This is a genomic window from Ruminococcus flavefaciens AE3010 (genome assembly GCF_000526795.1).
GTDB lineage: Bacteria > Bacillota > Clostridia > Oscillospirales > Ruminococcaceae > Ruminococcus > Ruminococcus flavefaciens_D.
Map to the genome: position 1 here is coordinate 617880 of NZ_JAGT01000001.1, position 22810 is coordinate 640689.

General features: G+C 43.8%; 21 protein-coding genes and 2 tRNA genes. 4 read left to right on the forward strand and 19 right to left on the reverse strand.

Annotated features, from left to right (window positions below):
- Window positions 1-3: 3 nt before the first annotated feature.
- The 19 genes from N774_RS0102810 to N774_RS0102900 all read right to left on the reverse strand — a co-directional run bounded on the left by N774_RS0102810 (window position 4) and on the right by N774_RS0102900 (window position 20959).
- Window positions 4-831, reverse strand: a complete 828-nt coding sequence (locus N774_RS0102810; protein ID WP_024859781.1) for an FAD/NAD(P)-binding protein — start codon at window positions 829-831, stop codon at window positions 4-6.
- Window positions 831-1850, reverse strand: a complete 1020-nt coding sequence (locus N774_RS0102815; RefSeq protein WP_024859782.1) for a 4Fe-4S dicluster domain-containing protein — start codon at window positions 1848-1850, stop codon at window positions 831-833. The genes N774_RS0102810 and N774_RS0102815 overlap by 1 nt, the downstream gene beginning before the upstream one ends.
- Window positions 1850-2821 carry a 4Fe-4S dicluster domain-containing protein gene (locus tag N774_RS0102820; protein ID WP_024859783.1) on the reverse strand — a complete coding sequence of 324 codons (972 nt, stop codon included), beginning with the start codon at window positions 2819-2821 and terminating at the stop codon, window positions 1850-1852. Before N774_RS0102820 ends, N774_RS0102815 begins: the two co-directional genes overlap by 1 nt.
- Window positions 2806-3252 (reverse strand): hydrogenase iron-sulfur subunit, encoded by a 447-nt coding sequence (locus N774_RS0102825; RefSeq protein WP_024859784.1) that lies wholly within the window; start codon window positions 3250-3252, stop codon window positions 2806-2808. The genes N774_RS0102820 and N774_RS0102825 overlap by 16 nt, the downstream gene beginning before the upstream one ends.
- Window positions 3243-5234 carry a CoB--CoM heterodisulfide reductase iron-sulfur subunit A family protein gene (locus tag N774_RS0102830; protein ID WP_024859785.1) on the reverse strand — a complete coding sequence of 664 codons (1992 nt, stop codon included), beginning with the start codon at window positions 5232-5234 and terminating at the stop codon, window positions 3243-3245. Before N774_RS0102830 ends, N774_RS0102825 begins: the two co-directional genes overlap by 10 nt.
- Window positions 5235-5248: 14 nt before the next feature.
- Window positions 5249-5632 carry a 4Fe-4S dicluster domain-containing protein gene (locus N774_RS0102835; RefSeq protein ID WP_024859786.1) on the reverse strand — a complete coding sequence of 128 codons (384 nt, stop codon included), beginning with the start codon at window positions 5630-5632 and terminating at the stop codon, window positions 5249-5251.
- The gene (locus N774_RS0102840; protein WP_024859787.1) at window positions 5625-6422 is read right to left on the reverse strand and encodes a CoB--CoM heterodisulfide reductase iron-sulfur subunit B family protein; all 798 of its coding nucleotides are present in this window, start codon (window positions 6420-6422) and stop codon (window positions 5625-5627) included. Before N774_RS0102840 ends, N774_RS0102835 begins: the two co-directional genes overlap by 8 nt.
- 24 nt (window positions 6423-6446) lie before the next feature.
- On the reverse strand, window positions 6447-7823 hold the full coding sequence (fumC, locus tag N774_RS0102845) for a class II fumarate hydratase (protein WP_024859788.1): 1377 nt from the start codon (window positions 7821-7823) through the stop codon (window positions 6447-6449).
- A gap of 513 nt (window positions 7824-8336) precedes the next feature.
- Entirely contained in the window at window positions 8337-8984 is a 648-nt protein-coding gene (locus tag N774_RS0102850; protein ID WP_024859789.1) for a redox-sensing transcriptional repressor Rex, read from the reverse strand.
- A 21-nt stretch (window positions 8985-9005) separates the two neighbouring features.
- Entirely contained in the window at window positions 9006-10217 is a 1212-nt protein-coding gene (locus N774_RS0102855) for an NADP-dependent isocitrate dehydrogenase (protein WP_024859790.1), read from the reverse strand.
- 21 nt (window positions 10218-10238) lie between these two features.
- Entirely contained in the window at window positions 10239-12176 is a 1938-nt protein-coding gene (locus tag N774_RS0102860) for an aconitate hydratase (protein ID WP_024859791.1), read from the reverse strand.
- 128 nt (window positions 12177-12304) lie between these two features.
- Window positions 12305-14044 carry an ABC transporter ATP-binding protein gene (locus N774_RS0102865; protein WP_024859792.1) on the reverse strand — a complete coding sequence of 580 codons (1740 nt, stop codon included), beginning with the start codon at window positions 14042-14044 and terminating at the stop codon, window positions 12305-12307.
- Window positions 14037-15770, reverse strand: a complete 1734-nt coding sequence (locus tag N774_RS0102870; RefSeq protein ID WP_024859793.1) for an ABC transporter ATP-binding protein — start codon at window positions 15768-15770, stop codon at window positions 14037-14039. Before N774_RS0102870 ends, N774_RS0102865 begins: the two co-directional genes overlap by 8 nt.
- 74 nt (window positions 15771-15844) lie before the next feature.
- Window positions 15845-17077, reverse strand: coding sequence for a UTP--glucose-1-phosphate uridylyltransferase (locus tag N774_RS0102875; protein ID WP_196231516.1), 1233 nt, complete (start codon window positions 17075-17077; stop codon window positions 15845-15847).
- A 144-nt stretch (window positions 17078-17221) separates the two neighbouring features.
- A complete protein-coding gene (locus N774_RS0102880; RefSeq protein WP_024859795.1) occupies window positions 17222-18118 on the reverse strand; it encodes a hypothetical protein in 897 nt (298 codons plus the stop codon).
- Window positions 18115-18807: a class D sortase gene (locus N774_RS0102885; protein WP_024859796.1), complete on the reverse strand. Its 693-nt coding sequence runs from the start codon at window positions 18805-18807 to the stop codon at window positions 18115-18117. The genes N774_RS0102880 and N774_RS0102885 overlap by 4 nt, the downstream gene beginning before the upstream one ends.
- Window positions 18807-19595 carry a hypothetical protein gene (locus tag N774_RS0102890; RefSeq protein WP_024859797.1) on the reverse strand — a complete coding sequence of 263 codons (789 nt, stop codon included), beginning with the start codon at window positions 19593-19595 and terminating at the stop codon, window positions 18807-18809. Before N774_RS0102890 ends, N774_RS0102885 begins: the two co-directional genes overlap by 1 nt.
- An 89-nt stretch (window positions 19596-19684) precedes the next feature.
- Window positions 19685-20671, reverse strand: coding sequence for a GDSL-type esterase/lipase family protein (locus tag N774_RS0102895; RefSeq protein WP_196231517.1), 987 nt, complete (start codon window positions 20669-20671; stop codon window positions 19685-19687).
- A 211-nt stretch (window positions 20672-20882) separates the two neighbouring features.
- Window positions 20883-20959 (reverse strand) — tRNA-Arg (locus N774_RS0102900).
- A gap of 176 nt (window positions 20960-21135) precedes the next feature.
- On the opposite strand from N774_RS0102900, the gene N774_RS0102905 reads away from it, so the two are divergent.
- The 4 genes from N774_RS0102905 (at window position 21136) to N774_RS16680 (ending at window position 22781) form a co-directional block, all read left to right on the forward strand.
- Window positions 21136-21211 (forward strand) — tRNA-Lys (locus N774_RS0102905).
- A 221-nt stretch (window positions 21212-21432) separates the two neighbouring features.
- Window positions 21433-22053: a hypothetical protein gene (locus tag N774_RS16675; RefSeq protein WP_024859799.1), complete on the forward strand. Its 621-nt coding sequence runs from the start codon at window positions 21433-21435 to the stop codon at window positions 22051-22053.
- Window positions 22046-22429: a hypothetical protein gene (locus tag N774_RS0102915; RefSeq protein ID WP_024859800.1), complete on the forward strand. Its 384-nt coding sequence runs from the start codon at window positions 22046-22048 to the stop codon at window positions 22427-22429. Before N774_RS16675 ends, N774_RS0102915 begins: the two co-directional genes overlap by 8 nt.
- Window positions 22419-22781: a hypothetical protein gene (locus tag N774_RS16680; protein ID WP_024859801.1), complete on the forward strand. Its 363-nt coding sequence runs from the start codon at window positions 22419-22421 to the stop codon at window positions 22779-22781. Before N774_RS0102915 ends, N774_RS16680 begins: the two co-directional genes overlap by 11 nt.
- Window positions 22782-22810 lie beyond the last annotated feature (29 nt).

Below are 22810 nucleotides of genomic sequence, written 5' to 3' on the forward strand. Positions count from 1 at the left end.
TTATTAATATTCGTCGGGCAGTTCCCCAAGCTGATCGAAACGGAAAACAGGACCGTCCTTGCAGACATACTTATTACCGATATTGCAGCGTCCGCACTTACCAACTCCGCACTTCATGCGAAGCTCCATGGTAGTATAGACCTGAGTTTCTGTGAAGCCCAGTTCTTTAAGTCCTGCAAGGGTAAATTTTATCATTATAGGCGGTCCGCAGACAAGAACTGTCTTGCTTGTGGAAGGATTAAGCTCCTTGACATAGTTGGGAACAAAGCCTACATGACCGTCCCAACCCTCCTGCGGATTGTCTATAGTAAGATTAACCTCGATATTAGGATCAGCCATCCACTCGTCGATTATCTCCTGATAGTCAACGAGGTCATCCTTTGAACGGGAACCGTATATTACCTGCACGTCGCCGTAATTGGAACGGTTATCGCGTACATAGTTGATAACGGAACGGAGAGGTGCAAGACCGATACCGCCTGCAATAAAGAGAAGATCCTTGCCCTTTAAGTCTGTTTCAACAGGGAAAGCATTGCCGTATGGTCCGCGGATAGTTATCTGCTGACCTACGTCCATAGCGTGGAGCCATGTGGTGAGGCAGCCGCACTTCTTTATGCTGAACTCCATAAATTCCTTGTTTGTGGGAGAAGAGGTTATAGAGAACATAGCCTCGCCAACGCCCGGAATGGAAAGCATTGCACACTGTCCCGGCATATGCTCGAAGACCTTTCCGCCCTCGGGAGAAACAACTCTGAATGTCTTTACATCGGGAGTATCCTGTCTTATATCGGTAACTACACCAATGTAAGGTATCAATGTATCGTTATTCATCACTTTACCTCCAATGCTTTCATTACCTTGACGATATTCATGGATATCGGACACTTTGAGAGACATCTTCCGCAGCCTACACAGCCGAATTCGCCGTTATTGTTTGCTGGGAAATATACAAGCTTGTGCATGAATCTCTGGCGGAAACGCTCAAGCTGAGTAAGTCTCGGGTTGCCGTGTGCCATTTTTGTGAAATCGGAATACATACATGAATCCCAGCAGCGGAAACGCTTTATGCCATGACCTGTATTGAAGTCCTTTATATCGTAGCACTGACAGGTGGGACATACGAATGTACATGTACCGCAGCCGAGACAGCTTTCGGAAAGTTCTCCCCACTTGTCAGAGCTGAAGTATTCGTTGAGCTTGTCACCGCCGAAATTGTCAGTAGTAAGATTTGCAAGAGGGAGCTTTTTCAGTATCTCTCTTGTTTTGGTGCGTGCAGCTTCAAGCTTTGAAGTGTCGCCCTCTTCAAGGAGTGATGAGATACTGTCGATGAACTTCTGTCCCTTTTCGTTATGTGCCTCTATGAACAGGCTCTCGCCGTCGCTGTAGCAGGCCGCGTCACCCTCGGGAGCAGCTGCGTCTATGCCGAATGTTCCGCAGAAACAAGTCTCGGCAGGACGTGTACAAGCCATGGTGACTACTGTACCGTGATCGCGTCGGTTCTTATAAAAGCTGTCCACAGGCTCTGCAAGGAACACCTTATCAAGTATGGTGAAGCTTCTTGCGTCACAGGCACGGACGCCGAATATTACGAAGTCCTCTGATTCCTCACGTACATCTACTACCTCAATGCTCTTGCCTTCCATTTTGAAGTCAACAAGGTTCTCGGTCTGAGGGAAGAAGAAATCCTTTGCACTGCGAAGAGTATTGAGAGCGCTGCTGAGCTTCATGCCGCCTTCGTACTTCTTGTACTCGGCAACTCCGTCCTCGCGGTCTACAGGAATATAGAGAGTCTGTGAAGCTGAAATAGCTTCAAAAAGCTTATCAAGCTTGTCAAGTGATATTTTCAGCATTATTCAACTCCCCTTTCGTGTACTACAGAGGCTTCGCAGTCGTTCTGCTTGTAATCGTTAAGCGGAGCACGTGAGGTAGTATCCTCGCCTGCCTGATATTCGCCGTAAAGTGAATTGATGTCCTTTATGAACTTGCGGTTCAGCAAATGAAGCGGGATATTCTGTGGGCATACCCTTGAACACTCGCCGCAGTCTGTACATCTTCCCGCAACATGGAAAGCTCTGATTATATGGAACATATTCTCCTCAAAGCTGTCAGCGGGAGCTTTATTCTCAACGCCCGAATCAGGATTATCGAATACGCACTTCTCACAAGTGCAGGCCGGACAGACGTTTCTGCACGCATTACAGCGGATACACTTGGAAAGCTGCTCACGCCAGAAGTCATAGCGCTCCTGAGCAGCCATATTCTCCAGCTTTTCAACCATATCGAAACGGTTGGAGTCGAGAACGTCGCCCTCCTCGCCCATGAGCTCGTCATAGACAACGTGCTTCTTGCTCTTGCAGGAAGCGCACTTATCAAGGACTGCTTCATAGAACGGCATTTTCTCCTCGCCGTAAACAGTATCTATTTTCAGCGTATAGTTCTCGTTCTTCACACTGAGTATACCTGTTATGCCCTTAGCCTTTATTTTCTCGGCGTCAAGCTTTGGACCGCCCGGGATACCCACTATATAAACGTTCTCACGAACAACTCTGTGTTCCTTTGTGAGCTGATTGAAGCTGTATGTATCGCAGGGCTTTAAGAATACGAGGATTTTGCCCTCTTTTTTGCTCTCCTTTACGAGGTACTTGGATACATTTGCAGCTGTAAAATCATCATATACGAACTCTTTATCGAGCTCTTCGGCTGTTTCAAATACAGCAGGGGTAATGTCATAAGCGAATTCTCCCCTCTTCCAGCCGATAACACGGCTTACAGTACCGTCAGCCAGAAGCTGCTTTGCTTTATTTATCATTGCTTCCTGCATCTCAGGTCCTCCAATCTGCGGTTTGGTCCGAGCTTTCTTACAGCCTCGGTGAACTCGTTCATGGTAGCAGCAAACTTAGCGCCCTCTGCTGCCGATACCCACTCAACTCTTGTTCTGTCACGCTCAATTCCAAGGAAATCAAGCATACTGAACAGCAGTGTCATTCTTCTTCTTGTGAAGTAGTTGCCCGATGTATAGTGGCAGTCACCCGGGTGGCAGCCGCAGAGTATAACACCGTCAGCTCCGCGCTGGAAAGCTCTGAGTATGAACATGGGATTTACTCTGCATGAGCAGGGTACTCTGATTATCTTGACGTTTGCGGGATAATTCAGTCTGTTTGTACCTGAAAGATCGGCGCCTGCATATGAACACCAGTTACAGCAGAACGCAACGATCAGCGGCTGAAAATCTTTATTATCATTTACTTGCATATTGCGTCCACCTCCGACATGATCTGGCTGTTAGAGAATCCGCTGAGATCCATAGCTCCCGAAGGACAAGCGACTGTACAAGCGCCGCAGCCCTGACATACAGCAGGGTTAACACTTGCAACTCTGCGGACAGCGATGGTTCTGTCAGGCATTTTGAATTCCTTGTCGATATATGTTATCGCGCCGTAAGGACATACCTTTTCGCATGACGAGCAGCCATTGCACATGAGCTCGTCCGAATGAGCAACACAGGGATTGCAGGTTATGCTGTTCTTTACAAGAAGTCCGATAGCCTTTGCAGCAGCAGCACTTGCCTGTGCAACTGTTTCGGGGATATCCTTTGGTCCCTGACATGCACCTGAAAGGAATATACCTGCTGTAGCGCTCTCTACAGGGCGAAGCTTAGGGTGAGCTTCGGTGAAGAAGTCATTTGTGTCCATCTGAGTTGTGAGCATTGTAGCCAGCGGACGTGCTGTCTTGTCAGGCTCGATGGCAGCTGCAAGAACTACCATATCTGCGTCGATGTGGAGCTGTTCATTTGCCAGCAGGTCGGAAGCCTGTACGTCAATCTTACCGTCGGAACGAGGTGTTACCTTGCCCACCATGCCCTTTATGTAGTGTACGTTGTACTGCTCGACAGCACGGCGGTAGAATTCGTCGAAGTTCTTGCCGGGAGTACGAACGTCTATGTAGAATACGTATACCTCAGTATCAGGGTACTTCTCGCGGATAAGCATAGCATGCTTTGCTGTATACATACAGCATATCTTTGAGCAGTAAGGCTTGCCCTTGCTGTCGTCACATCTTGAACCTACGCACTGTACGAAAACTATCTTGTGAGGGTGGGTCTTGTCGGAAGGACGAAGCAGTGTGCCGCCGTTAGGACCTGCGGCATTCATAAGTCTTTCAAGCTCCAGTGATGTAACAACGTCAGGACACTGATTGTATGCAAATTCGTCGTACTTGTCGAGATTGATAGGATTGAAGCCCGTAGCAACAACGATAGCGCCGTACTTCTGCTCAATGAATCTGTCCTCCTGCTTGTAGTCGATAGCACCTGCGGAGCATACTGAGGAACAGATACCGCACTTGCCCTTTGAAAGCATCATACAGTGGTTCGGATCGATAGTTGCGACCTTAGGAACAGCCTGAGCAAAAGGAATGTATATGGCTGTACGATTATCAAGTCCCATATTGAACTCGTTGGGGACTTTTTTCATGGGACATTTCTCGGTACAGAGACCGCAGCCCGTACATTTTGTTTCATCAACGAAACGTGCCTTTTTCTTTATCTTTACTGTGAAATTACCCACAAAGCCCTTGACATCAGCAACTTCGCTGAATGAATGTATGGTTATATGCTCATTCTGAGAAGCTTCAACCATTTTAGGTGTAAGGATACACGCTGCGCAGTCAAGTGTGGGGAAGGTCTTGTCTATCTGAGCCATTTTACCGCCGATAGTAGGATTCTTCTCCACAATATCAACATCGAAGCCTGCTTCGGCAATATCAAGTGCAGTCTGGATACCTGCAATGCCGCCGCCAATTACAAGAGCTCTCTTGACTACGGGGCTCTCGCCTGCTGTCAGAGGTGAATTGAGATGTACCTTTGCAACTGCTGCCTTGCCAAGGATAATTGCTTTTTCAGTCGCAGAAGCTATATCCTTGTGTATCCATGAACATTGTTCACGAATATTTGCTATTTCAACAAGATATGGGTTCAGACCTGCGGAAGCAGCTGCTTTTCTGAATGTATTCTCGTGCATTCTCGGTGAACATGAGCAAACTACGACACCTGTAAGGTTATGCTCCTTTATAGCATTCTTTACAAGATTCTGTCCCGACTCGGAACACATATACTGATAGTCCTGAGAGATAACAACCCCAGGCTCATGCCCCAGCGCTTCGGCTACAGCTTTGACGTCTACCGTTGCAGCGATATTGGTACCGCAATGACAGACAAAAACGCCTATTCTCTTCATGGTGCTGTCTCTCCTTACTTTATGTATTTTCTGAATGCTGTAACGATAGCCTGCTGTGGCAGATCGTCATCAAGCATTTCAGGTATCTGATTCGGGTTCATATGGTTGTTACCCTGCTTACGAACAGCGGCAAGACGTACAGCTTCAACCACCTTTGCAGGTTCAACATTTCGGGGACATCTGTCAACGCAGGCAAAGCAGGTAAGACATTTGTATATGGACTTTGAATTCATCAAGGTCTCAATGTCGCCGCGCTCCACCATGTATACGAACTGATGCGGATGATATTCCATTTCGTCATATGAGGGACAGGTTCCCGAACATTTACCGCAGCGCATGCATTTGAGAACATTTACTCCGCTTGAACGCAGGACCTGTTCTTTTAAATTATTATCCATTCTGATCCTCCTTCAAGCCAAGCGCTTCTGCGAGTACCTCTGTAAAATAGTACACAGGAAGCTCTGAATCCGAGTTCTTTTTCAGATTATAAAGACACAGCGGACAGGCTGTAATGATCATATCAGCTCCCTGATCCTGAGCAGAGTTCATTACAGCGCCGCTTCTTTTAGCAGCCTGAGCCTTGTCCTCAAGAGTGATATAGCCCCCGCAGCATTCGTTCCTCTGGGCGTATATAACAGGTGTGCCGCCGATAGCTTTAATAAAATCCTCCATTATACTGGGATTTTCAGGATCATCCATAGCAAGAGCTTTCGACGGACGAAGAAGCAGGCAGCCGTAATATGCGGCGATCTTCTTCCCTTTAAGAGGATTAACAACCTTCTGAGCAAGGTCATCAAATCCAACAACGTCACGAAGCATTTCAAGGTAATGATACACTGTTGTTTCGCCGTTATACGGTTCATCAAGTTTAAGGTAATTATTGACCTTTGCCGCCATTTCCTCATCGTTTGATATATCGTAATTAGTCTGCTTTATTACATTATGACAGGCTGAACAGACAGTGATAAGCGGTCTGTTATTCTCTTTTGCAGAGTTGAGCGTCCTTACTGCTGAAAGCTTTGTAGCTATTTCGTCCTTAGCAGTCGTATACGCGCCGCCGCAGCACTGCCAGTCAGCGGGCTCTTCAAGTGCGATACCAAGAAATTCGGCACTTTTTCTTGCATAAGTATCAAGATCCTTAGCCTTCGTTCTCAGAGTGCACCCCGGATAATATGTAAATGTTTCCATATATGCGCTTCCTTTCTAAAATGATCAGACCATCTCTTCGGGATGAAATACTTCATCAAATCGCTCGGCAGTAAGGAAACCGAGTTCAACGCATGCTTCTTTGAGGGAAATATTGTCCTTAAAAGCTTTTTTGGCTGTCTTTGCAGCATTTTCGTAGCCGATATAAGGATTTAAAGCAGTTACCAGCATGAGTGAATTATGTAAATTATGATGCATCTTTTCCTTATTAGCCTTTATGCCGACAGCACAGTTCTTGTTGAATGATGTTATCGACTCAGCAAGAAGTCTTGCGGATTGCAGGAAATTATATGCACATACAGGCATGAACACATTGAGCTCAAAGTTGCCCTGAGAAGCTGCCATACCTACTGTAACATCATTTCCCATTACCTGTACTGCGACCATTGTTACCTGCTCGCACTGTGTAGGATTGACCTTGCCCGGCATTATTGACGAGCCCGGTTCGTTCTCGGGAATAAATATTTCTCCCAGTCCGTCACGGGGGCCAGATGCAAGCCATCTTACATCGTTTGCTATCTTCATCATATCAGCAGCAAGAGCTTTAAGAGCGCCGTGCGCGAATACTATTTCGTCTTTTGAAGTAAGAGAGTGGAATTTATTAGGCGAAGATATGAATTTTTTGCCTGTGAGCTCGCTTATCTTTTCAGCAGCCTTTTCAGCAAACCCCTTTGGCGCATTAAGACCTGTTCCTACTGCTGTACCGCCCACTGCAAGCTCTTTGAGCTCGTCGCAGGCTGCAAGGAGCATTTTCTTATCCTTTTCAAGTGAAGCTCTCCAGCCGCTTATCTCCTGTGAGAACTTGATAGGAGTTGCGTCCTGTAAATGAGTACGGCCGCTTTTTACGATGCCCTCATTTTCTTTTTCAAGGCGCTTAAAAGTCTCCATAAGAGTATCAACAGCAGGTATCACCTTATCCTCTACTGCAAGTACAGCGGCAATATGCATTGCAGTCGGAAATGTATCGTTCGATGACTGGCTCATATTGATATCATCGTTTGGATGAAGCAGCTTTGAGCCTGCGATCTCGTTTCCTCTGTTTGCAACGACCTCGTTGGTGTTCATGTTGGACTGAGTGCCACTTCCTGTCTGCCATACGACAAGTGGGAAATGTTCATTGAGAGAACCGCTTATGACCTCGTCGCAAGCCTGACTGATAGCCGAAAGCTTTTCAGCCGTCATTTTTTCGGGCCTCAGCTCATGGTTTGCAAGAGCAGCAGCTTTTTTCAGTATACCCAGAGCATGAGTTATCTCTCTCGGCATCGTCTCAATGCCTACACCGATAAGAAAGTTTTCGTGGCTTCTCTCGGTCTGAGCTCCCCAGTACTTATCCGCAGGTACCTTTACTTCACCCATGGAATCATGTTCAACGCGATAATCCATTTTAATATCCACTCCCAGAAAATTTTCAGATCCCGTGCCGAATGACATCAGGATACAATTTAAACTATCACATATAATAAGTATACCAGTATATTATGAATAATTCAAATTCAAGTTAAGAATATCGCTATTCAGATATTGATATATAATTAACAATGATGTATTTACAAATATTTTATATATTGTCCCTGCAATATATTTATTTTTATATTACTGATCTGATAGGTATTGTGATTCAAGACCATTAAGTATATTATTTCAAGCAACACACTTACTTTCCGTAATAAAACAGGCAATTATAACAATAAAACCAGTGGTCATTCCTTTAATAATTTACAGGATAGGATTTATGTTTCGGAAAAAACAAGCTATATTTTTTATGTAAAGCATATAATAGTCAATAGCATTTCAGAATATGATAATTCCATTTTATATATAAAGCAGCAAAAAGATTGATATTTATTTCACATTGTCATATAAAAAACGAAACAGCTTTCGCTGCTTCGTTTTACATTATTTTTTTTCGTCTTTTTCAAGATTATTCAAGCCATAGGAAAGCGTGGTAAGGCTGTCTCCGAGATGAACATTCTCAACAGCGATTCCCTTATGGGTAACTTTAAGGTCGTAGTGTGTAAAGTTCCAGAAAGCTTTTATCCCACACTCTATAAGTGTATTCGCAAGCTTTTCGGCTGCATTCATAGGAACACAAAGAATAGCTGCTACAGGCTTATTTTCAGCGCAGAATGTGCTTAATTCATCTGTGCTCCTGACCTTCAGCTCTCCCACTTCCTTGCCGACAATATCTGGATTTACATCAAATGCACCGATAAGATCAAAGCCTTTATTGCGGAAATCAATGTGTGAAGCTATAGCTTTACCGAGATTACCTGCACCAAGCAGTATCATAGGTGTCTGCTTGTCCAGTCCGAGTATCTTGCCGATTTCAAGGCGAAGATCGCTTACGTTATAGCCGTAGCCCTGCTGACCGAATTCACCGAAGCAGTTGAAGTCCTGTCTTATCTGCGAAGCGGTAAGTCCCATTTTCTCAGAAAGTTCACGGGACGATATACGAACATATCCGTTATGTTCAAGTTCGCCGAGAAAGCGGTAGTAACGAGGCAGTCTCCTGATTACTGAATTTGATATTGAGTTCTTTGACATTACTGTATGCCTTCTCTCTTATCACATTAATTTATCAAGTCTGATCTTTATTTCGTCAAGGAAGGTCTTTGAATCGACCTTTTTCTTATTGTCGAGCTTGGATATAAGATAAAGATCGCCCGTCATTATGCCGTCTTCAATAGTCTGGATAGTTGCCTTTTCAAGCTTGTCAGCAAATGCACAGAGCTCGGGAGTGTTATCAAGCTCGCCTCTCTTGCGGAGTGCACCGCTCCACGCGAATATTGTAGCTACAGAGTTAGTTGATGTCTCTTCACCCTTGAGGTACTTATAGTAGTGACGCTGAACAGTACCGTGTGCAGCTTCGTACTCATAGATACCGTCAGGAGAAACGAGAACAGAAGTCATCATTGCAAGGCTGCCGTAAGCTGTAGATACCATGTCAGACATAACATCACCGTCATAGTTCTTGCAAGCCCAGATATAGCCGCCGTTTGAACGAATAACTCTTGCAACAGCGTCGTCGATAAGGGTATAGAAGTACTCTATGCCAGCTGCTTCATACTTCTCCTTATACTCATTATCGTATATTTCCTGAAAAATATCCTTGAAGCGGTGATCGTACTTCTTGGAAATTGTATCCTTTGAAGCAAACCAAACGTCCTGTTTGAGGTCGAGACCGTAATTGAGGCAAGCTCTTGCAAAGCCGGCGATAGAAGCGTCCAGGTTGTGAAGTCCCTGAATAATACCGTCACACTTGGTGAAATCATGGATAAGCTCGCGGGTCTCATTGCCGTTTTCGTCTGTTACGACCAGCTCAGCCTTGCTGCCCTTGCTTACACGCATTTCGGTGTTCTTGTAAACATCTCCGTAAGCGTGTCGAGCAATAGTGATAGGCTTTGTCCATGTGGGGATATAAGGCTCTATGCCCTTTACGATGATAGGAGTACGGAATACAGTACCGTCAAGAGCTGCACGGATCGTGCCGTTAGGTGACTTCCACATCTGAGTGAGGTTGTACTCGGGCATTCTTGCAGCATTCGGTGTGATAGTTGCACACTTTACTGCTACACCGTACTTCTTTGTAGCCTCAGCTGAATCTATAGTTACCTGATCCTTAGTCTCTTCTCTGTGCTTCAGACCAAGGTCATAGTATTCGGTATTGAGCTCTACATATGGTTCAAGAAGAGTTTCCTTGATCCACTGCCAGAGGATTCTGGTCATCTCATCGCCGTCCATTTCGACAAGTGGAGTTTTCATGGTGATCTTTGACATTGTTTTATACCTCCGTGGTAATTACTTCATGGATTCTCTTGTAAAGTCGAGAAGTCCGCCTGCAAGCATGATGTCCTTTGTACGTCCCGAAAGCTCGCAGAGTACAGGTATCTCCTTGCCGTTAGTCTTGTTTACAACAGTAAGCTCGGACTTTCCTGCCTCTACAGCCTTTCTGACGTCAGCAAGCACAAGCTCATCGCCCTGTGAAATGCTGTCGTAGTCAGCCTCATTTACAAATGTAAGAGGAAGAATGCCTGCATTGATAAGGTTAGCTCTGTGGATACGAGCAAATGACTTAACAAGAACAGCCTTTACGCCAAGATAGAGCGGTGCAAGTGCAGCGTGCTCTCTTGATGAGCCCTGTCCGTAGTTGGAACCGCCGACGATTATGCTCTTACCGAGAGACTTAGCTCTCTCAGGGAAGCTTTCATCGCATACAGCGAAGCAGTGCTGTGAGATCTTCGGGATATTTGAACGCAGAGGAAGGATCTTTGCACCTGCAGGCATGATGTGATCAGTTGTGATATTGTCACCGACTTTAAGTGATACGGGAGCGTCGATAGTCTCAAGAAGCGGAGCTGTCTCGGGATAAGGCTTGATGTTTGGTCCGCGGAGTATCTCTACGCTGTCCATTTCCTCAACAGAAGCGGGCGGAACGATCATATTGTCGTTGATAACGAATTCCTCGGGGAGCTTGAAATCAGGCATGTCGCCAAGCTCTCTCGGGTCTGTGAGATAACCTGTAAGTGCGGATACAGCAGCCATTTCGGGAGATACAAGATATATCTGTCCGTCCTTAGTACCTGAGCGTCCCTCAAAGTTTCTGTTGAAGGTTCTCAGAGAGATACCCTTTGAATTAGGAGACTGTCCCATACCGATACATGGTCCGCATGCACTTTCAAGGATCCTTGCACCTGCATCAATGAGTATAGAAAGCGCGCCGTTCTGAGCAAGCATATTGAGGACCTGCTTTGAACCGGGAGCAATTGCCAGTGATACATCGGGATTAACAGTCTTGCCCTTGAGTATATGAGCTACCTTCAGCATATCAAGAAGTGATGAGTTTGTACATGAACCGATACATACCTGATCTATCTTGAGTCTGCCTATCTCCTCAACGCTCTTAACGTTATCGGGAGAATGAGGACATGCTGCAAGAGGAACAAGCTCGCTGAGATTGATCTGAAGCTCCTCGTCATATACTGCATCAGGATCAGCAGCAAGAGGTGTCCATACTTCCTCGCGCTTCTGAGCCTTGAGGAACTGCTTTGTGATCTCGTCTGACGGGAATATAGATGTTGTAGCGCCAAGCTCTGCGCCCATATTTGTGATAGTAGCTCTTTCGGGAACTGAAAGTGTCTTTACGCCCTCGCCGCAGTACTCGATGACCTTGCCTACGCCGCCTTTAACGGAAAGTCTTCTGAGAACTTCAAGGATAACGTCCTTTGCAGCTACCCATGGTCTGAGCTTGCCTGTGAGTTCAACCTTAACTACCTTTGGACATGTGATATAGTATGCTCCGCCGCCCATAGCAACAGCAACATCAAGTCCGCCTGCACCGATAGCGATCATACCGATACCGCCGCCTGTAGGAGTATGGCTGTCAGAGCCGATAAGAGTCTTCCCCGGGATACCGAAACGCTCAAGGTGTACCTGGTGGCAGATACCGTTACCAGGACGCGAGAAGTAAATGCCGTGCTTCTTTGCAACGCTGCCGATGAATCTGTGGTCGTCAGCGTTCTCGAAACCGCTCTGAAGAGTATTGTGATCTATGTAAGCGACTGAACGTTCTGTCTTTACGCGAGGAACGCCGATAGCTTCAAATTCAAGATAAGCCATTGTACCTGTAGCGTCCTGAGTAAGAGTCTGATCGATACGGATACCGATCTCCTGACCTTTGACGTACTCGCCGTCTACCAAGTGTGCTTTGAGGATCTTTTCAGTTAAAGTTAAACCCATTGAAGATCATTCCTTTCAATACATAAAAATACATATTAATTGTACAACATTTAAAGCAGTTTGTCAAGAATTAAACAAACTTTTTTATGCAAAGAAAAAAGAGCTTCTTCCGAAGCTCTTTCAAACTGCTATGAAGCGAACTGACTGTTGTACAATTCAGCGTAAAATCCGCCTTTTTTCATAAGCTCGCTATGACTTCCCTGCTCTATGATATTACCATGCTTCATAACAAGAATAACATCAGAGCTCTTTATTGTAGAAAGCCTGTGAGCAATAACAAAGCTGGTCCTGCCCTCCATAAGCTTCCGGAACGCCTTTTGTATACGCTGCTCAGTGCGCAGGTCTATGGAGCTTGTGGCTTCGTCAAGGATAAGCATGGGCGGATCCATAAGCATGATCCTTGCGATACATATGAGCTGCTTTTGTCCCTGCGAAAGTCCGCTGTCCTCGCTTATAAGCGTATCATAGCCCTTTGGCAGCCTTTTTATGAAGCCGTGAGCGTAAACCGCCTTTGCAGCCCCGATTATCTGCTCACGGGTGGCGTTTGGAGCTCCGTAGGCTATGTTTTCGGCAACAGTTCCCGTAAACACCCATGTTTCCTGCAAAACCATTCCGAAGCAGCTTCTGAGACTATCACGTGTAATGTCACTGATATTTTCGCCTGAAAATCTTATACTGCCGCTGTTTATGTCGTAAAAACGGAGCAGAAGATTAATTATCGTGGATTTTCCGCAGCCTGTAGGACCTACAATAGCTATGCGCTGTCCGCTTTTTACATCAAGGCTGAAGTTCTCGATAAGCTTGGTCTCAGGTGAATACGAAAAGAAAACATCTGAAAATTCCAGACTTCCGTCACATGACGTAAGCACTTCCTTGCCGGAATCATCGGGAACTTCTTCTTCGTCAAGCACATCAAAAACACGCTGTGCAGATGCAATAGCGTTCTGAAGCTCTGCAATAACGCCCGATATTTCATTGAATGGCTTAGTGTACTGATTGGCGTATGCAAGAAAGCCGGAAAGCTTACCTACGGACATATAGCCAATAAACGAGGAATATCCTATAACGCCGAGAGCTCCAAGCATACCGACTGCTGCATAGATAAGACCGTTTACAAAGCGTGTCGTCGGGTTGGTCATTGAGCTGAAAAATGTAGCCTTAGCGCCTATTTTTCCGTAAGCTGCATTTATCTCATCAAAGCGTTCCTCTGCCCTTTTGTCATATACAAACGCCTTGATTATCTTCTGATTTCCAGCCATTTCCTCCGCAAGTCCTACCATATCGCCGCGCAGCTTTGACTGCTTTACATAAGAATCATGAGAAGCCTTTGTAATGCGCGATGCCGCTACAAAAGAAAGGGGCGTAAGAATCACAACGACAATGGCTATTTTGACATTTATGGTCATCATGAATATAAGAGTACCGATAATTGTGACAATACCGCTGAAAAACTGAGTGAATCCCTGCAATAAGCCATCGGAGATTATCTCAATATCATTGATAACGCGGCTTGTCAGCTCTCCCTTTGTATGTCCGTCAATGTATTTAAGCGGAACTCGTTCAAGCTTATTGAATATATCGGCTCTCAGATCACGTATAGTAAGAAAAGCCAGTTTATTGGTACATAAGCTCATAAGCCACTGGAACACAGTGGCGGCTATAACGATAACAGCTAAAGTTATGATTATCCTCAGCAGCTTTTCAAAGTCAACATTCCCCTTTCCGACGCAGCAGTCTACAGCTTCGCCGATAAATACGGGAACAGACAGCGAAAGAGCTACTCCAAAGCCTGCAAAAATAACAGTCAGGACAAAAAATCTGAGATAGGGACGTGCATACGAAAAGACGCGCTTTAATGTTTTAAGCATTTGTCTCCCCCTCTCTCTGAGTCATCTGTGAGTGATATATCTCGCTGTAGACCTGACAGCTTTCGATAAGCTGATCATGTGTTCCGATACCTACAGCCTCGCCGTCATCCATAACGATTATCTTGTCAGCGTCCCTCAGAGAGGTTGTTCTCTGGGAGATCATAACAACGGTAGTATATGGCATATCGCTGCTGAGAGCTCTTCTGAGAGCAAGATCGGTCTTATAGTCAAGGGCACTTGTTGAATCATCGAGGATAAGAATATCGGGAGAGCCTACAAGAGCTCGTGCAATTGCTATTCGCTGCTTCTGACCACCCGAGAGGTTCTTTCCGCCCTGAGAAATGACAGTGTCAAGACCGTCGGAAGTATCTTTGACAAATTCCCACGCCTGTGCCGTTTTTAATGCGGATATTATCTCTTCATCTGTGGCGTCATGCTTTCTCCAGCGCATATTTTCGCGAATAGTGCCCGAAAAAAGAACTGTTTTCTGAGGAACAGTTCCAATTCTTCCTCTGAGTTCGTCAGAGTTGAATTCTTCGACGTTAATACCTGATACGCTTACTTTGCCTTTAGTCGCACGATAAAAACATGGTATAAGATTGGCAAGGGTCGATTTACCGCAGCCTGTACCGCCTATAACTCCAAGCATCTGTCCTTTTTTTATGGAAAAGCTTATGTTTCTGACAGAGTAATCACCAGCTCCCTCATACGAGAATGAAACATCGGTGAATTCTATCATTTTGTCAGTTTTATTGCTGAACTCCTCTATATCGCCGCTTTTTTCGGCAGGAAGAGCAAATACCTCGCTTATTCTGTTAGCAGATGCAAGTGCCTTTGTAAATATAACGATCAGATTGGCAAGAACTACAAGGGCAAGGAGTATCTGAGTCATGTAGTTAGTAAATGCAGTGAGCTCGCCCTGAGTAAGTCCGCCGATATTGATGCGTTTACCTCCGAACCATATTACTGCTACAATGCCAAGATTCATTACCATAAATGCTACAGGATTGAGTATGGCGGATATCTTTCCAACAGCTATGGAGCAGGCTGATATTTCGTCTACCGCTTCACTGAACTCATCTATTTCTTCCTGCTGACGTGAAAAAGCTCTTATAACTCGCGCTCCCTCAAGTCCCTCTCTTGTAAGGGTAGAAGCCTTGTCAAGGCATTTCTGCGTCTTTTTGTACATGGGGACAGTTTTTCGCATTATCAGGAAGATTATCACGGAAATAAGCGGTGCAACAACAAAGAATATAAACGAAAGCTTAGCGTCTATAGTTACTGCCATAACGGCTGCTCCGATAACAAGGAATGGAGCTCTTACAGCAAGACGGATAAACATATTGACTCCGTTCTGAACTGTGTTTGAGTCATTGGTAAGACGGTTAACAAGTGAGGAGGTGCCTATTTTGTCTATACTGCTGTAGGAAAGCTGATTGATGTGCTTATACAATGCCGAGCGCAGCTCAGTGCCAAAGCCGTATGCGCATTTCGCGGCAAGATACTGACAGGTAAGCGCAAAACACAGTCCGCATACTCCCAGCAATACGATCAGTCCGCTCATTCTGAAAATATAAGAGCTGTCATTCCTGCCGATACCGTTATCTATTATCTTTGCCATTACAACAGGCACTATCAGCTCAAATATCGCTTCAAGCAGCTTAAAAAAAGGTCCGAATACAAGCTCTTTCTTGTAATTCTTCAGATATTTCAACAGATCCTTCATTTGTAGTAAAAACACCCACTTTTTCTATACATGGCAACGACACTTCTGAATGATCAAAAGTGTCGTTTTCTTTATTATATATTTACACCGTTTGCTTTAAGAAGCTCTCTTGCAGAATCAACAGAATCTACGCCTGTAGCATTTTTAACAGGAGCAAATTCCTTTTCACGAACGACCTCATAAGCAAGACAGCTGTCCTGCATATGCACCATATCAAGAACAAGAGTCTCGAATTTATGTCCGTTAGGCTCTGACGGAATTATATATTCGCCGTTATCATTCATGTAAGGTATCTTCTTGTCCACTACATGAACAGGAAGCTTCTTATCGCATATCTCCTCAAGCTTTGCAACATTGAAAAGATAATTGAGGATAACGCCGTATTTATAAGCAAGATCTCCGTTTTCATTGAGAAGTGTGCGCATTTCCTCTGTCATTTCGTAATACTCTACTATAGACGGCATACCGTCTTCAAGACAAAGGACACCAACTTTTTCATCGGGGGCAGCCTTGCTTACTACCTTACTGCCTGACTGAAGTCCTGATTTTATAACAGCTCCGATAAATCCGGGATCGACCATACGCTGAAGAACGTTATCAACAGCAAATACGTTGAGCCATTCAACGCCTTTTTCCTTTATCTCGTCAAGAAGTCCTGCTCTAACCAGTGACGAGAACCAGCCGCCGTTTCCGTTTGGCGAAATAGATATTCTCGATTCACTGTCCATAAGGACCTTTCCACTGAAATCAACAGACGGAGCCATGTCCTGTATAAAGAAACGTATATACTGAGGGTCATATCCGAAATAGTTCTTCTCTTTGAAGAATTCAATGGTATCCTTATTATTCTTCTCACTTGTCATGATATATAGAGGTATCCATGTATCGGTAAGCTTTACAACGTCCATGAGATTGTTTATAAGGCACTGGAAAATATAGAGCTCTTCGTTTACACCTATCTTAAACATGCCCTTTGGCTTATCAAAGCCAAGTCTTGTACCCTGTCCGCCAGCAAGAAGAACTGCTGCCGTCTTTCCTGCCTTTATGGCATCAATGCCTGCATTGATGTACTCCTCACTGTTGGAAGCGATGTCATCGATCGTTACTGCACCGAGGGGCTCGATCTTTCCGCGTACCGAATTAGTGTTTTTTTCTGCATCAAGATTGTCAAGAACAGAAAAATCAATTATTTCAATCTGACCAAGAAGCTCATTTTTGCCGTCTTCGTCAAGTTCATCGTAGTGTTTCAGAATGTGTTCCTGTCCGTATTTTGAGAGTATACGGAGCGCATCATCTCGATTTATCATAAACTCCTCCTTGATAGCGACACCCTTGCCGCATATTTTTTATATATTATATCATAAAATTTTAAAATAGTCAATGGCATAAATGTACAATATTTTATTATCACAGAATAAAAAGCAGCCGCCTGTTACAGCAGCTGCTTGCTATCAATCGATTTTAGTAGGCTTTACATCGGGATATTTCTTTTTTTCGTGGATAACTCCGTAAATTACCATAAGAGATATTCCCACAACTGCAAGCGCTATGCTTACAGCCGCAAAAGCCTCGGTGTACTTGTACATCACACTTGTGAAAGCTGTAAATACAGGCACCTGTTTGATAGTAAAAGAATCAAAATAATGAGTTACGAGCAGATATAAACTCGGTACCATGCCCAGTATCCCGGCTACCATGGAAGAAACGCCGCACCAGTACATTGCAGTTATTTTCTTCTTGCGGTTGATTAGGATAAGAAGTATTATCATCAGAAGAACTGCCGCCATAGCAGCAATTGTAGCTGCTATACGGTGTGAATACACCTTTGCAAGCTTGGAAAGTATACCGTGCCGGTTCATGGAGGAAAACTTATAAACATCGCAGAATGAACCTATGGTTGCATAGGCGTTTTCTTTGGTATTGCGAAGCTTCAAGCCGTAATTATCATCTTTTTCGTAGTTATTTTCCTCTGCAAAGGAATCAAAGAAGCTGTCAATGTTTTCTTCAAGCTTGACGTTCTTTGGGTGAACTGCCGCCATTTCAGTTCCGTTTTCAAGAGCGGCAAAGGCAGAATCGATATATGCCTCCTCAAATGAGCGGATATACGCTTCATCAACGGCATCCATAAATACTTCCGCAGGTATGCCCGTAGTGTTATATTTATCCTTGTAATACTTGTTTATATCCGAATAAATGCTTGTTTCAAGAGAATTCTTCCGTGCAAGCTTTTTAAGCTTATCTGCCGATATATTAATATCAACGAGCAGAAGCGCAGAGCCTGCGATGGTCAGAAAAACAAGTAAAACAGAAATTATAAGCGAAGGGAGGTATGTGCTTGTCTTTTTCAATTTGAACTCCCCTCTCCGACTTTTTTATAAAATTTCTTTTCTGTCGGCTCGCATATTACGCCGACTCTTTCATCAGCATTGCCCAGTATATCTTTTTTGCAGGTATACAGCGTAAGCTTTGAAACGGCTGACGGAGCTACATATTTACCGTCTTTTTTATTAAAAGTAATCTGCTCCTTGACCTTATAAGTGAATTCGCCGTAGTTAGTTTTCAGCGTTACTGTATCACCTATTTTCAGCTTGTCCAGCTCAGAGAAAAACGTATCTTCATGGGCGCTTATGACTGTATTTCCGTCCTCGCCGACGATCTTTGAACCCGATGACTGACAAGCTCCGCGCTCAAAAAGCTCGGAATTGCTTCCCCAGTAAACAGGAATGGAAATATCAAAGGCAGAGGTAGTGAGAACCGCGTACATTTCACCGAATTTAGGTCGAATTATCTCTCCCTCGTCATAGGTCTCTCCGTCAAATTCGTCTATAATATCGTTATCCCTTACAACAAGTCCCGAGCCCGCTGCTTCAGGAGCTGATTTAAGATTGTCCATAAAAGCCAGATTAAGATATACCTTCAGCTTGTCAGAGGGCTTTATCATAGCTGCAATGAATATCCCTATGCAGAGCACAAGAACAATAAAAGGCGTAATAATATGGATGAACAGACTATTCTTTTTCTTTTTGCTTTTTTCCATTATTCTTCTGCTCCATCAGCTTTAAGTTTGCGCATAACAAGGAACAACGCGGAAATACCGATACCGACAAGTGCTGCTGCACAAGCCAGAATACCTCTTCTGTCATAGCCTGTATCCTCTACTGAAGCTCCTGCTGTAGAAACGTTAAGAAGCTCACCGTCGTCGTTGCGCATTGCTATAGTAAGTGAACTGTCACTTATTTCGTCAACTGTAATATTAAGCCCCATCTGCTCAGCTGCCTCAGAAAGCTTTCCTACTATCTGGAGCTTCTGCTCCGACGGGCTCTGCTTCATAAGGCTCCTGTATTCCTCGGGAGACAGATTGTCTATGATAGCCTGCTGCTGCTCGGGCGAAAAGCTTCTGACGTATGCCATTTTTTCATCATATGACATAGCAATAAAAGCTTCTGTGCTTATTCTGGTGAATGTTGTACCGTCGCTTGCGGTTATCGTAATGCCGTCATCTACTGTTGCCGGCTGCTCAGGATCATTTGAAGCAGTTGTAGTAGCAGGTACATCAGTGACCTGCGGACCTGCTGTGATTATCTGACTGCCTGCTTCATGAAGCTTTAGAATAACTTTATCAAGAAGCTCGGAAGGATAATCTTCGGGGTGTGAATAATACTCGTTATATCCTGCCTGAATATCTTCCTCCGAATATCCGTAGGACCTTGCTACAGCAGCAACATCATCAGCAGTTGTAGCATAAACATTTGCTGAAAAAGCTATAGAACAGCCTGCAACAGCAGCTGCCGAAGCAAAGGCTGTAATTATCTTTTTAAGGTACATATCGATTCCTCCAATCACATATACAAATATTATTATACCTTTTAATAAGAATATTGTCAAGAAACATGATAAAAGAAAGCTTTTCCTTTTTAAAGATCGCTGATAAGCTCCTTGCGCAGGCATACAATATCGTATATATCAACTCTGTTATCCTTATTCATATCATATTTTTCAAGGGTAATTTCACCGTCCGTCAAATCACTCGCTCCGAGAATGAACTTCTGCAGTTTTACAAGATCAGCAACTTTGTATGTCTTTTCCTCAGCAGGCTTTTGGCTCAGATAATTATCAAGCTGCTCAGCCCAGTATTCTCCCATGAGCTTATAACCTTTGTTATTTGGGTGAACACCGTCCAATAGCTGTGCTTTTACATCTGTGATAACAGATGCTGCATCAGCATTATAAAGATGTGGGATTTTAAGTGAACCTTCATCTTTAAAATCTATATTTATTCCGTTTGAAAGATCAGAATTACTGATCACTTGCTCATTTTTCTTTTTCTGTACCTCAGCATTAAGATTTGCATTATAAATATGAAGAGTTTTTAATATGTTCTCTTCTGCTTCGGCATCTGAATAATTAGTCTGCCAGTCAGCTGAGTGACGATAGCTGCTGAACCAGTTATACACTTCCTGTCTGTTGGGATCAACATCGGGAATAGTTGTAACAAAAAGAGCTGATGTATCAGGCAAACTGCCAAGAATATAATCTATAAGCGCCCCAAGATCATCAATCGTTTTATCCATATCATAGTTATCGATTATATTATTGGTTCCTATTTGAAGAATTACAATATCAGGCTTGCAGGTCTCTATACAGTTTGTGGACTTGAGCGTTTCAAGGATACCGTTTCTGCCCTGATATTCCTTTATAGTATATCCGCTGTAGCCTGTATTATCATCATCATAGACAAAGCTTTCTCCTGTTTCACTGTCGATGAACTCCGCTTTCATATCATTGCCCTTAGAGCCGACCATATCGATATTATAGCCTTTCTTTGTAAGCTCGCTGTACAAATATTTACGATAGGAGCCTGATACCCCATATCCATCAGTAATCGAATCACCTATCGCCATAATTTTTATCGGTTCTGATACGTTTTTTTCTTCGCAGGACGCCGACGAAGAAAACATCATGATCCCCGCTAAGCTTAAAGTCATAGTCGCAAAAAGTGAAATGAGCTTTTTCATATTCTTCTCCTTTAAAGCTTTTTTATGATTATATCATGGAAATATTAACTTTTCAAGCAAAAACAAAAAGCCCTACGAAAATCGTAAGGCTTTTTTGTGGCGTGCCTGGAGGGATTCGAACCCCCGACCTACTGGTTCGTAGCCAGTCACTCTATCCAGCTGAGCTACAAGCACATCGTTTGACGACTTAAATATTATATCATGATATGATAGAAATGTCAACCATATATTAAAAAAACGTCAAGTTGCACTAAATAGAGCATCAAACGTTGACATATAGACCGAATTTATAAAAAAGGAGAAAAAACCTTGACAACCAATCTAAAAATTGATATAATTATTTTTGTTGTGAGACATTAGCTCAGTCGGTAGAGCATACGCCTTTTAAGCGTAGGGTCGAGGGTTCAAATCCCTCATGTCTCACCATATTTAATGGTCTTAGTTGAACCCCTATGGGTAAGACCATATAGAAAAGCACCGCTATTTATAGGGGTGCTTTTCTTTATATGTAACAGAAATTTTATTAAAAAGAAATTGGCCTGGCATTTAGTGCTGGGTCATTTTTTTGTACCCTAACTGAAATTTTGCAAAATGCACCATAATTGCACCGTAATGCACCGTTTATTATTTGAAAAAACTTTCATAATATGTTAAAATATTTTCATAAAATGATTATGGTAGCTCGAAAGAATTTAGGCACAGAAGAAAAGCAAATAAAAACAAAATCTCGCGTGCGTGACCGTGGCGAAGTTTTTACTGCCGAGCGTGAAGTAAATAATATTCTTGCTCTCACTCAGGCCACATCTAATCGCTACTGGCGCTTTTTGGAACCAGCTTGCGGTAATGGTAATTTTCTTGAAGCAATTTTGCGCCAACGCTTAGATCACCTAAAACAGGACAAAGTTGAGTGGCATAAAAAGAATCGTGAATTTTCGGTTCTCAAAGTTTTATCGACGATTTACGGCGTAGATATTGCTGAAGACAACATCTCTGAATGCAAGAAACGCCTCCAGGGCGTCATTTTTGATTATCTGCCGAAGAAATCCTCGAAGGAGTTCTTACTAGCTATGAACGCAATCATGGATACCAACCTAATTGTTGGTGACATGTTAAACGGTAAGGACAAAGTATTTTTCACTGAATATTCAACCCCCGCCAAAGGCCTGTTTAAGCGCCGCGTTTACGCGCTGACAGATATGGAGGCTGGAATCGATAAAGTAATCAAGGATTACCCAACGGTGTCCTATAAGGAGCTATCTCATGAATGATGAGAAGCAGACATTTGTATGTAGCGAATGTGGCAAGCTTTTTGAGTGGGAAAGAAAGGGTAAGGGGCGCCTTCCGCATTATTGCTCGGCGAAATGCAAAAACAAGCGTGATAATCGCGCGACTGTAGCATATCTAAAACAACGCTACCGAGACGACTTAGTGTTTAGGGAACGCAGAAAGCGCTCGAATATTTTGAGCATGAAGAGGAAGCGCGATGAACGCAAAGCGCAGGCGATGGAGAAGCTCGTGAACGATCTTCTGGCTGCTACGACGGTAGAACAGGTTCGAGAAATATTGAACGAGCGAGTTCGCCTAAAGAGCGAACTGTATATGCCGCAGGATTCTAGCGATAACGAGGAGGAGTATGGAGAATAAACCAGAGAAGGTCAATCTTTTTACGCGTTTAATTAAGGGTGGTCACGTTCCAGATATTCTGGACTGTATAGCAAATCTATCTAGTGATGAGGTTTTTACGCCGCCAGAGCTAGTAGATAAAATGTTGGATTTATTTCCGGAAGATATATGGAGTAATCCGGATTTAAAGTGGCTAGATCCGGCTTGTAAGACTGGTATTTTCTTGCGCCAAATCGCAAAGCGCCTAATGGTTGGCTTGCGTGATAAATTTCCAGATGAAGCCGAGCGCCGCAAACACATCTTTCATAACATGCTTTATGGCATTGCGTTACGCAGATCAGAATTACGTCCCGCAGATAATGATAACCTTTAGTATTTGGAGATATTCCGAGGTTAAGAAGA